Annotated in this window: 15 protein-coding genes; 1 reads left to right on the forward strand and 14 read right to left on the reverse strand. The window is 40.6% G+C overall.

Annotated features, from left to right (window positions below):
- Positions 1–44 precede the first annotated feature (44 nt).
- The 12 genes from trxA to HWV02_RS14265 all read right to left on the reverse strand — a co-directional run bounded on the left by trxA (position 45) and on the right by HWV02_RS14265 (position 9191).
- Positions 45–371 carry a thioredoxin gene (trxA, locus tag HWV02_RS14210; RefSeq protein WP_255546822.1) on the reverse strand — a complete coding sequence of 109 codons (327 nt, stop codon included), beginning with the start codon at positions 369–371 and terminating at the stop codon, positions 45–47.
- Between the two features lie 269 nt (positions 372–640).
- Positions 641–1027 (reverse strand): nuclear transport factor 2 family protein, encoded by a 387-nt coding sequence (locus HWV02_RS14215; RefSeq protein ID WP_211676434.1) that lies wholly within the window; start codon positions 1025–1027, stop codon positions 641–643.
- A 118-nt stretch (positions 1028–1145) separates the two neighbouring features.
- Complete coding sequence (locus HWV02_RS14220; RefSeq protein ID WP_211688346.1) at positions 1146–1847, reverse strand: ABC transporter ATP-binding protein; 702 nt, start codon at positions 1845–1847, stop codon at positions 1146–1148.
- Entirely contained in the window at positions 1834–2604 is a 771-nt protein-coding gene (locus HWV02_RS14225; protein WP_211688347.1) for an ABC transporter ATP-binding protein, read from the reverse strand. Before HWV02_RS14225 ends, HWV02_RS14220 begins: the two co-directional genes overlap by 14 nt.
- Entirely contained in the window at positions 2594–3586 is a 993-nt protein-coding gene (locus tag HWV02_RS14230; protein ID WP_211688349.1) for a branched-chain amino acid ABC transporter permease, read from the reverse strand. The genes HWV02_RS14225 and HWV02_RS14230 overlap by 11 nt, the downstream gene beginning before the upstream one ends.
- A complete protein-coding gene (locus HWV02_RS14235; RefSeq protein ID WP_211688351.1) occupies positions 3586–4512 on the reverse strand; it encodes a branched-chain amino acid ABC transporter permease in 927 nt (308 codons plus the stop codon). Before HWV02_RS14235 ends, HWV02_RS14230 begins: the two co-directional genes overlap by 1 nt.
- Before the next feature lie 82 nt (positions 4513–4594).
- Positions 4595–5758 (reverse strand): ABC transporter substrate-binding protein, encoded by a 1164-nt coding sequence (locus HWV02_RS14240; protein ID WP_211688353.1) that lies wholly within the window; start codon positions 5756–5758, stop codon positions 4595–4597.
- A gap of 226 nt (positions 5759–5984) precedes the next feature.
- Complete coding sequence (locus tag HWV02_RS14245) at positions 5985–6785, reverse strand: class I SAM-dependent methyltransferase (RefSeq protein WP_211688355.1); 801 nt, start codon at positions 6783–6785, stop codon at positions 5985–5987.
- Positions 6786–6837: 52 nt separating this feature from the next.
- A complete protein-coding gene (locus tag HWV02_RS14250; RefSeq protein WP_211676442.1) occupies positions 6838–7383 on the reverse strand; it encodes an undecaprenyl-diphosphatase in 546 nt (181 codons plus the stop codon).
- A 285-nt stretch (positions 7384–7668) separates the two neighbouring features.
- The gene (locus HWV02_RS14255) at positions 7669–8172 is read right to left on the reverse strand and encodes a GNAT family N-acetyltransferase (RefSeq protein WP_211676443.1); all 504 of its coding nucleotides are present in this window, start codon (positions 8170–8172) and stop codon (positions 7669–7671) included.
- Positions 8173–8176: 4 nt separating this feature from the next.
- The gene (locus tag HWV02_RS14260) at positions 8177–8611 is read right to left on the reverse strand and encodes a GNAT family N-acetyltransferase (RefSeq protein ID WP_255546823.1); all 435 of its coding nucleotides are present in this window, start codon (positions 8609–8611) and stop codon (positions 8177–8179) included.
- 37 nt (positions 8612–8648) lie between these two features.
- On the reverse strand, positions 8649–9191 hold the full coding sequence (locus tag HWV02_RS14265; protein ID WP_211676445.1) for a YqhA family protein: 543 nt from the start codon (positions 9189–9191) through the stop codon (positions 8649–8651).
- Between the two features lie 251 nt (positions 9192–9442).
- Here HWV02_RS14265 and HWV02_RS14270 point away from each other — a divergent pair, with 251 nt between their 5' ends.
- Positions 9443–10657 carry an NAD(P)/FAD-dependent oxidoreductase gene (locus tag HWV02_RS14270; RefSeq protein WP_211688357.1) on the forward strand — a complete coding sequence of 405 codons (1215 nt, stop codon included), beginning with the start codon at positions 9443–9445 and terminating at the stop codon, positions 10655–10657.
- Here HWV02_RS14270 and HWV02_RS14275 read toward each other — a convergent pair.
- On the reverse strand, positions 10654–11076 hold the full coding sequence (locus tag HWV02_RS14275) for a lysozyme inhibitor LprI family protein (RefSeq protein ID WP_211672101.1): 423 nt from the start codon (positions 11074–11076) through the stop codon (positions 10654–10656). The genes HWV02_RS14270 and HWV02_RS14275 overlap by 4 nt on opposite strands.
- Positions 11077–11202: 126 nt before the next feature.
- Positions 11203–12408, reverse strand: coding sequence for a 2-methylaconitate cis-trans isomerase PrpF (gene prpF / locus HWV02_RS14280; protein ID WP_211688359.1), 1206 nt, complete (start codon positions 12406–12408; stop codon positions 11203–11205).

A 12408-nucleotide genomic window follows, 5' to 3' on the forward strand; every position in this document is an offset into this window, starting at 1 on the left:
CAGCTTAACAACAACTCGATTAAGATGAATAATTTGTAGTAACTTTAAATATGCTGACTTAACAGGGTCGTTAGTTGGGTTTTACTCAATACACCCACTGTTGACGATAAAATTTCGCCATCTTTAAATAGCATCATTGCAGGAAGAGCGCGAATACCATATTTGGCCGCGATTTGGGGACTAGTATCAATATTAAGTTTTCCAATTTTCACTTTACCGCTATATGCAAAAGCGATTTCTTCCAACACTGGACCTACACTTAAACAAGGGGCGCACCAAGACGCCCAATATTCAACTAATACCGGTTGGCTGCCAGTCATTAACTCCGTTTCAAAGTTCTCATCCCTCAATTCCACTATTTTGTTCATCATAAATTCTCCATAATTCATATTTAATTTATTCAACGGGCATTAATCTAAGTTGTTGTTCATAAATATAAATTAAAAAGGAAAACTTCAGTTTATGATAACAAAAGTTATATCATTTTAGTTTGGTTTCACATACTTCAACGTCGAAAAATAACGTTTTTCATCATCACACGACTTCTCTTTAATCAGCAAACTAAAAACTAAAAAAATCTGAACATAAATCAAGATTAGGGCAAAAGCATTAACCGATATGTGCCAGCATAGCGAACTATTCAAGCTAATGTGTTAGAGACTAATGCTGAGTCTAAATATGCTCGAACCCGTACTATTTTCTCACTCTCAAATTCACAAACCCAGCAATAGCGATTATGAAACTCTGCGCCTTTTTTGGTTATTGAATTTGCGACCAATTCAACGGATGCGGAACGCCCATCGGTTATACAAGAAAGTAACTTTAACGATAGAGGTGACTCTAATACTTCATTTAATTTTGAGATGGTGCCAGTAATGAAGTCTTGTTTTGATGTATAAACACCTGCAAGCGGATGAGTACCCGTTACTTCCCAAACAACATCATCACTCACATGCTCAAAAAAGCCTTGAGGATTACCGTTTTCTAAATGCGAAAATATTTCAATTATCCATGCTTGATCAATCATTATTATCTCCTTGTAATATAATTTTACTTTACGGATACGTAGTGTTCTTCGGCAGTAATGGTTAAAGTATCTGCTATTTAAGCCAATTTCATCCCCTGATACCAACATTAAACCTCAATTAAACACCCAAAAGGCGATGCTGAACATCAGGCGCTTGCATCAAAGCTTGTGGTGTTCCGCTCCAAGCAACCTTGCCTTTATCGATAATGTAGTGCCTATCGACTAATTGGTTAAGCGCGTGAAGATGTTTATCGACAATCAAAATAGCAAGACCTTCTGTTTTCAGCAGCACTAAACAGTCCATGATTTCCTGCCGAATAAGTGGCGCAAGTCCTTCTGTTGCTTCATCTAGAATGAGTAAATCTGGATTGGTCAACAAGGCACGTCCTATCGCTAACATTTGTTGCTCACCACCAGATAGTTGATTTCCCATGCTACGCTCCCGCTCCTCAAGCCGAGGAAAAAGTGAATATACCCGCGACAATGTCCATGGGTTATCCCGCCCTTTGGGAATAAACGCAGTCGCAATCAAGTTTTCCTTCACTGATAAGTTCGGCGTGATCATTCGCCCTTCAGGCACTAAACCAAGCCCTAATCGCGCGATCTTATAAGGTTGAAGTGTTTCGCTGCGTTGGTCCTTAAAATGAATAGTGCCAGCTGCCACAGGCGTTAGTCCCATAATAGAGCGCACTGTGGTGGTTTTACCTGCGCCATTCCGTCCCATTAGTGATACAACTTCACCCGCGTTAATTGTAATCGAAATACCAAACAAGACCTGACTTTGCCCATAGAGCGTCTCAATATCGTTAACCACAAGCATCTAAACCTCCTTCATCACCCAAATAAGCCATACGTACCTCTGGGTCACTTTTAATCTCTGCTGCCGATCCCGTTGCGATAATGCGCCCATAAACTAACACCGAAATTCGGTCTGCTAATGCAAAAACCACATCCATATCATGCTCAATCAACAAGATCGTATTCTGTTGGTCTTTTAACGCCTTCAAGGTATCCACCAATTTCCAACTGTCTTCTACCGACATGCCTGCCATAGGCTCATCCATTAACAGCATTTTCGGTTTGCTCGCTAATGCCACCGCTATTTCTAACTGTCGCTGTTCGCCGTGCGATAACGCGCTGACTAACACATGTTCTTTTGTCTCCAATCCAACTCGTGTTAAATATTGCCTGGCAGGATCAGTCAGGCTTTTATCATTATTCACATTTTTCCAAAAGCGAAATGAATGACCAGCCTGTGCTTGTACCGCGAGTACCACATTTTGTAATACAGTAAAATCTTGAAACAGCGAAGTAATTTGAAATGTACGCGCTAAGCCTTTATGACATCGCGCTGGTATCGAACATTTATCAATATTGCCACCAGCAAATCTAATATGACCATGGTCTTGCTTAATCTCACCCGTTAACTGGCGGATCAAGGTGGTTTTACCTGCGCCATTAGGGCCGATAATCGCGTGGATCTCTCCTTTTCTAACACACAAATTTAGTTCGTCAGTTGCCAAAACCCCACCGAAGCTCTTTCTCAAGCCTGTCACGGTTAGTAGATCATTTGTCATGCTTTGCTCCAGGTAACAATCCATCAATACCATTACGGGCACACAACACCAGCACGATGAGTAACGGTCCAAATATTAATTGCCAGTATTCTCCAACCCTTAGTCCAGCAATATTAAGTGGAATAGAAGAAAGTAACTCCTCTAATAACAAGAAGGCTAGCGCTCCATATAAAGGACCAAACAAACCTGCGACACCACCCAGTACAATCATTACAATCAGTTCACACGACCGCGTCCAGTGCATCATATCAGGACTAACAAAATCGTTTAGATTAGCCATTAAAAAGCCTGAATACCCTGCAAATACGCCCGATATAACAAACGCAGCAAGTCGGTATTTAAACGGTGAAAAACCTATCGCTAACATGCGCTCTTCGTTAGATTTACTGCCTGAGATCACCTGACCAAAACGAGAATGATTAATTTTATGAAAAAACCAGAGCACAAATAGCAAGGAGATAAAACACAGGTAATAAAAACTGTCTTCATCATTTAAATCAATTAACCCCAACATGTCACTGCGTTCATAAATTGATAAGCCGTCATCACCACCATAAATATCCACACCGACGGCTGTAAAATAGAGCATTTGTGAAAACGCAATGGTGATCATAATGAAATACATACCACGTGTACGTAGGCTAATAGTACCTATGATCAAGCAGAGTACGACCGAAATAATCACGCTTCCTGCTAACTGGATGTAGCCATTGCCCATCCAATCAATGCCGTCTTCCAGCATATGAAATGAACCGATACCGACCACGTATGCACCAACACCCATAAATGCAGCCTGTCCAAAACTAACAAGCCCACCAAAACCAATTAATAAATTAAGACTAATCGCAGCAATGGCTAAAATTAATACCCGAGAAAATACGCCAGTATAAAAACTATCATCAACAAGCGTGGTTATTGTCGGCACTAACGCGAGTAATACCAACAAACATATATTAATTTTATTCCGTATAGATATGACCATTAAGCCACCCCCTTAGGCGGAAACAAGCCTTGTGGTCGTATCGCAAGAACCAACGCCATCATAAAATAGATCAGCATAGAAGAAATAGCAGGTGCAGCCGTGGAAGCCGCATCACTCGACACCATCAATTTTAATATATCGGGAAGAAATGAACGGCCAACAGTATCAATAATTCCGACCAGAATAGCAGCAATAAACGCGCCTTTAATCGAGCCGATACCACCAATAACAATCACCACGAATGTTAAAATGATAATACTTCGACCCATACCAATTTCGACAGATAAAATAGGACCAGCCATCAATCCCGCGATACCAGCCAGGGTTGCACCTAAACCAAAAACAAGCGTAAACAGCAGTTGAACATTAATGCCTAACGCCCCCATCATTTCTCGGTTACTTGCGCCCGCTCGAATTAACATGCCTAAACGTGTTTTTGAGATAATCCAATACAATAACAAAGCCACTGCGAGTCCTAATACAATAATAGCAAGACGATAAGTGGGATAAGGCACTCCAGGAATAATTTCAACACTGCTATTTAAGAAATCAGGAAGCGCGATGTCTAAGCCTACAGGTCCCCAAATAAGTCGAACTAACTCATTAAAGAATAAAATCAGGCCAAACGTGGCAAGCACTTGGTCGAGATGATTCCGTGAATACAATCGCCTTAAAGCAACCATTTCTACAACGACACCCAGAATAAATGTCGCAGGAATGGTAAGTAATGCACCAAACAAAAATGAATTCGTCCATTCACTGAACGTGGCACAGAAGAACGCCCCCATCATATACAATGAGCCGTGCGCGAGATTAACAAAATCCATAATGCCGAAAACAAGCGTTAAACCTGCGGCGAGAAGAAAGAGAAGCATTCCTAGTTGGAAGCCATTTAAGACTTGCTCCAACAATAACAACCAGTTCATGGTAAATTCCATTTAAAAATAAGGATAAAAAAAAACACGACCCCGTGAGAACGTGCTTTCATTTATTAAGTATTACGAACTATTAAATCTTACATTTACTTGCGTAAGGGTCTTGATGATTTGACAGTACTTTATTCACGATTTCAGTGGTATACACACCGTCACTATCTTTAATCACTTTTGTCAGGTAGAAATCCTGAATAGGAAAATGATTATTACCGTAATTTATTTTGCCACGGACAGATTCAAAATCAGCCTCAGTCAAAGCAGCACGAACAGCATCCTTATCAGAGATATCACCATCGACTTTACGCACTGCGCTATCAATTAGCATCATAGAATCATACGATTGGGCTGCATAAAAACTTGGGTAGCGGTCGTATTTTTCCTTAAAGCCATCAACGAAACGCTTATTCGCAGGCGTATCAAGATTTGGTGCCCAAAATTGGGTCATCAAACTACCTTCAGCCCACTCACCCACACGAGGAAGACTTAAATTATCGATAGTGAAGATATTATACAAAGGCACGTTTTTAGCTAACTTCGACTGTGAATACTGCTTAAGAAATTGCACACCGTGTTTACCTGGGTAAAACACCCAAAGTGCGTCTGGCTTAGCCGCTCTTACTTTCGCGAGTTCGGCAGAGAAATCTAATTGCGCAGGGAATTTAGTCATGTCTTGACCAACGACCTCACCCTTAAACGTACGCTTCACACCGGCAACCATGTTCTTACCCGCTGCATAGTTAGGAGCCATAATATAAAGGCGTTTAATGCCGCGTTGGTTAAGCACTTCGCCCATTGCCATTGCATTTTGATCATTCTGCCAAGACGTAGAGAAGAAGTTCTCGTGACAACGCTTGCCAGCAATCGTACTTGGGCCCGCGTTTGAACCGATTAGAAATACATCGTTATCAACCACTTTCTTATAAGACGCCATTAATACATGGCTCCAGATATAACCGGAAACAAAATCAACTTTGTCTTTCTTTACCAGCTTATCCGTTTTCTGTTTACCAATTTCAGGCTTAAAACCATCATCTTCGTAGATAATTGTTACGTCTGAACCGCCCATTTTACGATCCAATTGATCAAGTGCTAACTCAGCACCGTCACGCATATCCTGCCCTATTACGCCAGCCCCCGTGCTCAACGTAGTAACAAAACCGATCTTAATCGGCTCACCAGCAAACACAGAGCTTGTTGCTAATGCAATAACAGAAGCAAGTGCTAATTTTTTAAACATGGCTATAAATCCTTTTATTATGTTTGCATAACGCTCAAACATAAACTTAGCTGATAACTGAACTCGTTTAATATCGATGACAAACAATACCTAAATTTAGGCACATTACAAGGTTAAAATGCGAAGATAACACAGATCAAATCGCAGTCTCTTGGTATAAAACTCAATAGCGTCATCGTAGTTTTCAACAACTAAGGCTACATTTCCGATTCTTTGTTCGATAACCTTACTCACTTATTTTTCTAGCGATAACTAAACCATGGTTACTTGACCCTAGCAGAGACGGTTCATCACACGTTTTTAGATGATAGCTCAACCATGTTTGATATTGCGCAGGAGTAAAATTATTAACCCCTGACGAGATATATCGCCCAAATCCGTCAGTCGCTACATGGCGTAAGGTCGTAAAACCATGTGAACTTACCAACGCTTCCACTTCAGTTGGAGTAGCAAAGTAACCCACATTAAAAAAACTATCAGCGAACTGACTTGGAACCAAACCCGATTCAAAAAGCGTAGAGAGAATCTCTGGTGTAACCAGCTCTGGATATTGCTGAGCGAACATACCAGCAACGAAATAACGCGAGATGTAAGCAATCGCTAACACACCACCAGGCTTTAGGATTCGATAAGCCTCTGAGATTGCTTGGTCACGCAGTTCTTGAGTCTGTAAATGATAGAGAGGCCCAAGAATAACGCAAAGGTCATGTGAATTGCTTTCAATAAACGGAACTGAACAAGCATTCCCTTCATAAATTGAAAGTGTTAAACCTTGTTCTTTGGCTTTGCGTTTCAAAATGTTAACTTGATCAGGTACCAGTTCTACAGCCGTTGTATTACAACCCATTTTCGAAAAGTTGAGAGAATATCGGCCAGTTGCAGCACCTAATTCGATGACTTTTACGTTTGGAACAAGATACGCTTTCAGTGTATCCATCGTGGTATCAAATTCCATTTGAGTAATGAATTGCCGAGTAAGACGACTATCTTCATTAGCACCTGTATATTGCTCTATTAATTCTTGCATGATAATTCCTTTTACAAGATCCCTTGGTAAAACCCCATTACTAACAACTCTGTTAGGCTATCTTCTTCGATAACACACCTAAATGTAGTTTCTTGTTGAGTATGGATACAAGTGTCGATGCAAATATCGCCACACAAATAGCACCTAATATATCAAGAGGATAATGAATGCCACCATACACTCTAGACATGCTACTAATAAAACTCAACACAAATAGAGCCATGCCTAGCACCCGAGTTGCTTTGTTAAATAATAACGTGATAGCGATAGAGAACGTAAACGTTGCATGGTCGGAGGGAAATGAAGAATCTGGCGCATGCTCTATTAGTTGAACACCTAAGTTATCTACAAATGGACGAGGGTTATAATAAAAACGAGAAATGATGTTACTCGTTAACATCCCCAGAACAACTGACACGACAGCGTTCAAACTAACTTGTTTCCTTTCTACGCTTGAACTAAACCATAAATATATTAACGCCATGACAAAAAGGTAAGGCATTACATCAACAGCTGTAATTAAAATACTGTCCAGCATTTTATTCTTACCCGCATATTGGTTAATAACTAGAAAAGCTGATACGTTGAATTGTTCCATCAATTGACCTTGATTCTAATGAATGTTTAACGCCCTTGAGAGTCAATAAATTGCGGAAATAAGGACATGAAAAATAATATGGATTTGGGATTTTAAAGTGTAAGAGCTGCCACGGCAACATACATTAAATAATTTTCCACAACTTATCCTTATTGAACAATACGACAGGAATCGTTCACAGCGACTGTGATTTAATTGTCTTTATGAACAACACCTTACCAATTTAATTCAACAAGGTAAACGGTCAGCGACCACTGATAGCAGCTCTATTAACAACTTAGTTTATTATGCCGATTTACCCACAGATAGAGTCACTAATCTTTCGTCGTCATAGAGCACAACTGAATAATCAGCATTCATATCTAGCTTTTCTAGAATTTTAATCGATGGGATATTTTCTTTTACAGCCACGCCATATATTTTCGTATGCAGGCCTAAAGCAAAAGTATGCTCTAAAACAGATTTTGCAGCTTCATACGCATAACCTTTACCTTGAGCGTCTTGCTTAAACCCAAATCGAATATCACTGCATTCAAAATTAGGAGAAACTTCTATTCCCGCATAACCAAGCTTAACGTTTGGATGATGCTTTAGGTATACAACAAATGAACCAAAACCTTGCTTCCAATGCTCGACTCTTTTCGACACATGCTGGAGAATTTCTTCATCATCGTAGGGTTCACCTTTTGGAAGATATAAGCTCATCATCGGACAAGACATTATGTCTTTATAGATATCAAAATCTACTATTGTGACGGGTTTTAATATCAGCCGTTCTGTTTCAATCATACTGCTATCCAAGCCTCAAACGTTCAAGTAACTGGTGGCGCTTAATCTCTAAACTTAGTACGCCTTTGTTTCTGTCTACTTCCTTAAATCCCAGCGAAAAATACTGATCTTTCGCCACGTTATTTTCGAAGACACAGCATGACACTTGAGAGTCGTGGTCAACATAATCCAGCTCTGTTGTAAGTACCGCTTTTAACAAACGAAATCCACACAAACCATTTTGATATTCTCGAGATATTTGAAGTGAGTGAATAGTTTGGTTGTTGGTTGACACATCATAAGCAATAAACCCTATAACATGACGTCCAAACTCAGCAACTAATACCGTCTTAGACATGTAATGCTTAATGATCGACTCTCTATTCCAATCGAGTCCCAATTCTTGTTGCATTGAGAACATGTTTGCTTCTATCAGTTCGTAGATATGCTCCCAATCCACACTAGAAACTTGTCTTATTTTTACCACCGACTACACCCTACTCGTCTTTATGGCTACTGTTCTTGTCATTCAAATCCAAGAACTTTAATGCTAGCGCTAAGAGTAAAATCGAAATAGGTAAAATCAATATTTCCCAGCTTAAGTCATTCAAGTTAATTAAGATCATTTCTAAAAACTTAACAAACAAAATAATAACGATTACTTCACCTAAAATATTCTTTAAATGGCCAATATCAGGGGTTTTTATCCAGCTTAATACGGTGGGAATATTGTTTAGTTTTTTATCCGTGATAAATAACGTAAATACACCATGCGCAAAGATAAATAATACCAAGGCAATCAAGAAAGTATCTAAGCCTTTAATCAAGTAGGCGGTGGCAATATCCGCTGAATCAAGATGAGCCAAACTTTCATTTGGTATATAGCCAAACGCAACGGCAGTAAAGGCATAATACGTTTTGATTGCTCCCACACCAAACAGTAGTAAAGAACCAAATAATGAACAGATAATTGCTATCCAACTTATAAATCTGAAGATAAAGAATACATCCTTCATTCTTTTAACACTGTGGTTTTTCATTTTTACTCCAATTATTAGTTATTACTATTTCATGTGTCTAAACAGCGAACTATCGCGTTAATAGCGGGCAATATATAGCGTTTTTCGTTCTTGAACAAGATTAATTAATCCAGTGAAGTATAGCTGATATTAGTCTCGAAGACTATTACAGCTGAGTAATAGTAATTTACTATTTATAGGGATTATCAATATTTGAGACATAGATATAATGCTGCCATCAGATTTAGTTACACAGAATGGTAGAGCGTATTATGTTAAGAATTGTTGTTGTAGGTGGTGGCGCAGCTGGCCTTGAATTAGTGACTCGATTAGGCCGTAATAAACGCCACGAAGTCATACTCGTTGAACCGTCTTCACATCACTTCTGGAAACCTCGTCTACATGAAATCGCGGCGGGTACCTTTGATACCGAGTTGGATGCAGTGAGTTATTTCCAACATGCCGAATGTAATGGCTATACCCACATTCAAGATGCGATGACAGGATTAGACCGCGACAGTAAAATCATCCATTTACGTGGTATGAATAGTGCTCCAACGAAACTGCAATACGATTACTTAGTCATGGCTGTTGGTGCGATCAGTAATGATTTTAAAACCCCAGGTGTGAGTGAACATTGTTTGTTTTTAGATTCATCAGGGCAAGCTGAACTGGCTTGGCAACAAATCAAACAACAACTAAAAGCCACTGGTACACGTCGTATATCTATTGTTGGTGCTGGCGCAACAGGCGTAGAACTCGCCGCAGAACTCGCGAAGGTAAGTCGTAAATTACAGCGTTATAGACAAGCATCAAAATTTGAAATTACCTTAGTCGAAGCGGCAGGCCGGGTGTTACCCAGTAGTCCAGAATGCATGTCAGAAAAGGTGCAGGAAGCCCTTAAAAAACAAGGCATCACAATTCGCACCGAAACGCGTGTTCAACGTGCTGAAACAGGTAAATTAATCACATCGGAAAACGAGATTATTCCCGCGGATTTACAGATATGGGCTGCAGGTATTAAATGTGCGGAATGGTTAACCAAGCTCGACGGATTAGAAACAAACCGTTTAAACCAATTAATCGTTAATCCAACCCTACAGTCGAACCTTGATGACAGTATTTTTGTGATAGGTGATAATGCGCAGTGCACGCAACCTGACGGTAGTTTTGTGCCACCGCGTGCGCAAGCAGCTAACCAAGCGGCGACACATTTAGCAAAACAGTTTAATCGAATGCTAAAAGACAAACCGCTACAGCCGTTTATCTATAACGATGGTGGTATGGTTGTCGCTGTCGGGAACGGCAATGCCGTTGGTGCTTTAATGAATAATAGGATCGTATTGAAAGGACGTTTAATCCGACATTTATACGATACGATATTTCGTTTACACCAACGGGTGCTATTTAGCTGGGGACGCGTAACAGCACTTGTGGTACTAAAACGTATCAAAGCGATGCTAAATCCCTATTATAAAAGCTTTTAACCTAAATCGGATGCAGCTGGTTCTGGCAGTACCGGCTCTGAACTGTCCATATATGTTAAGTACTGTGACCAAAGTTCATGGGTGCGTTGTTGAGTAAGTTTAGTTCGACAGCTTAATGTCATCACAACGCGCATCGACCCATCTCTGTACATAGTAAATACCGAATCACACTGTGATTTACTGTACGACTGCCACGCCGATTGTGCGATGCTGATCGACTCAAGAATATGAATGTCAGCGGTATATTGCGCAATACTTTTATCGAGGTATCGCTGCATTTCGGCTTCTGCTTTATCTAATTCTACTTTAGCGCAGTAATTAATTTCTAACGTATTAAACGCTTTATCGCAGTTCACTGACGTCGCCATCGCTGCAAAACTGCAAACACTTATCAGTAAGAATGTAATTACCTTTACCATTATAGAACCAACCTAGAAATAAATAGGCTGACAATATAACGGTATATTAAAATTAATCCAATTATTCTATTAACTGGTTTGATTAGTTTGGCATTCTAGACTGAATGTTATCCATAAGAATACTGATTAACCATTATCGGCAGGAATACGCACCCAGCCTTCCATTAAGATACGAGCATTGCGGCTCATACTTGCTTTAGTTACCGTCCACTCACCATTAATTTCGGTTGCTTGTGCACCAACGCGTAATGTTCCTGATGGATGGCCGAAATTCACCGAGTCACGCGCACCACCACCTGCAGCCAAATTAACCAATGTCCCCGGAACTGCTGCTGCAGCACCAATTGCAACAGCCGCAGTCCCCATCATCGCGTGATGCAGTTTGCCCATAGACAAGGCGCGCACCGACAAATCAATATCACTCGCGACGACTTGCTTATCACTTGAAGACACATAATCTGCCGACTTAGCGACAAACGCGACCTTAGGGGTATGCTGACGCTGCACGGCTTCTGCGATGTTTGATATCAATCCCATCTGCACCGCACCGTAAGCACGAATAGTTTCAAACATAGTTAACGCTTCAGCATCATTATTAATGGCATCTTGCAGTTCTGTACCTGTATAACCAACATCTTCGGCATTAATAAAGATGGTTGGGATACCCGCATTAATCATTGTCGCTTTTAACTGCCCACTAAGGACAACTGATTCCGGTACAATCAAGTCATCAATCAGATTACCTGTGGGGAACATAGATCCTTCGCCATCTGCTGGTTCCATAAATTCCACTGGTACTTCAGCTGCTGGAAAAGTGACGCCGTCCAACTCAAAATCACCAGTTTCTTGCACTAAACCATTAGTAATTGGCACATAGGCGATAATTGTTTTAGCAATATTCACCTGCCAAATACGGACAACCGCGACACCATTTTCTGGAATACGACTGGCATCCACCAATCCACAGTTAATGGCAAAAGAGCCCACTGCGGCGGATAGATTGCCACAGTTACCACTCCAATCCACAAACGGTTTATCAATCGATACCTGCCCAAACAGGTAATCAACATCGTGATCGGGTTTATCGGTTGCAGACACGATCACAGTCTTACTGGTACTCGATGTTGCTCCGCCCATACCATCTGTTTGCTTACCATAGGGATCGGGACTACCAATAACACGCAGTAATAATGCATCACGCGCAGCCCCCGCGGTTTGTGCGGAGACAGGCAAGTCTTGGAGATTAAAGAATACCCCCTTACTGGTGCCGCCCCGCATATAAGTGGCAGGTATCCTAAGCTGTGGTAAATACCCTATGTTGTTTTTCATCAT

Origin of the sequence: Moritella sp. 28, from assembly GCF_018219435.1 — a bacterium.
GTDB lineage: Bacteria > Pseudomonadota > Gammaproteobacteria > Enterobacterales > Moritellaceae > Moritella.

What these genes read in the sequence shown, in the direction of transcription:
- trxA (WP_255546822.1), bottom strand. Translation starts at nt 371, where the DNA reads ATGATGAACAAAATAGTGGAATTGAGGGATGAGAACTTTGAAACGGAG.
- HWV02_RS14215 (WP_211676434.1), bottom strand. Translation starts at nt 1,027, where the DNA reads ATGATTGATCAAGCATGGATAATTGAAATATTTTCGCATTTAGAAAAC.
- HWV02_RS14220 (WP_211688346.1), bottom strand. Translation starts at nt 1,847, where the DNA reads ATGCTTGTGGTTAACGATATTGAGACGCTCTATGGGCAAAGTCAGGTC.
- HWV02_RS14225 (WP_211688347.1), bottom strand. Translation starts at nt 2,604, where the DNA reads ATGACAAATGATCTACTAACCGTGACAGGCTTGAGAAAGAGCTTCGGT.
- HWV02_RS14230 (WP_211688349.1), bottom strand. Translation starts at nt 3,586, where the DNA reads ATGGTCATATCTATACGGAATAAAATTAATATATGTTTGTTGGTATTA.
- HWV02_RS14235 (WP_211688351.1), bottom strand. Translation starts at nt 4,512, where the DNA reads ATGAACTGGTTGTTATTGTTGGAGCAAGTCTTAAATGGCTTCCAACTA.
- HWV02_RS14240 (WP_211688353.1), bottom strand. Translation starts at nt 5,758, where the DNA reads ATGTTTAAAAAATTAGCACTTGCTTCTGTTATTGCATTAGCAACAAGC.
- HWV02_RS14245 (WP_211688355.1), bottom strand. Translation starts at nt 6,785, where the DNA reads ATGCAAGAATTAATAGAGCAATATACAGGTGCTAATGAAGATAGTCGT.
- HWV02_RS14250 (WP_211676442.1), bottom strand. Translation starts at nt 7,383, where the DNA reads ATGGAACAATTCAACGTATCAGCTTTTCTAGTTATTAACCAATATGCG.
- HWV02_RS14255 (WP_211676443.1), bottom strand. Translation starts at nt 8,172, where the DNA reads ATGATTGAAACAGAACGGCTGATATTAAAACCCGTCACAATAGTAGAT.
- HWV02_RS14265 (WP_211676445.1), bottom strand. Translation starts at nt 9,191, where the DNA reads ATGAAAAACCACAGTGTTAAAAGAATGAAGGATGTATTCTTTATCTTC.
- HWV02_RS14270 (WP_211688357.1), top strand. Translation starts at nt 9,443, where the DNA reads ATGTTAAGAATTGTTGTTGTAGGTGGTGGCGCAGCTGGCCTTGAATTA.
- HWV02_RS14275 (WP_211672101.1), bottom strand. Translation starts at nt 11,076, where the DNA reads ATGGTAAAGGTAATTACATTCTTACTGATAAGTGTTTGCAGTTTTGCA.
- prpF (WP_211688359.1), bottom strand. Translation starts at nt 12,408, where the DNA reads ATGATGAAAAACAACATAGGGTATTTACCACAGCTTAGGATACCTGCC.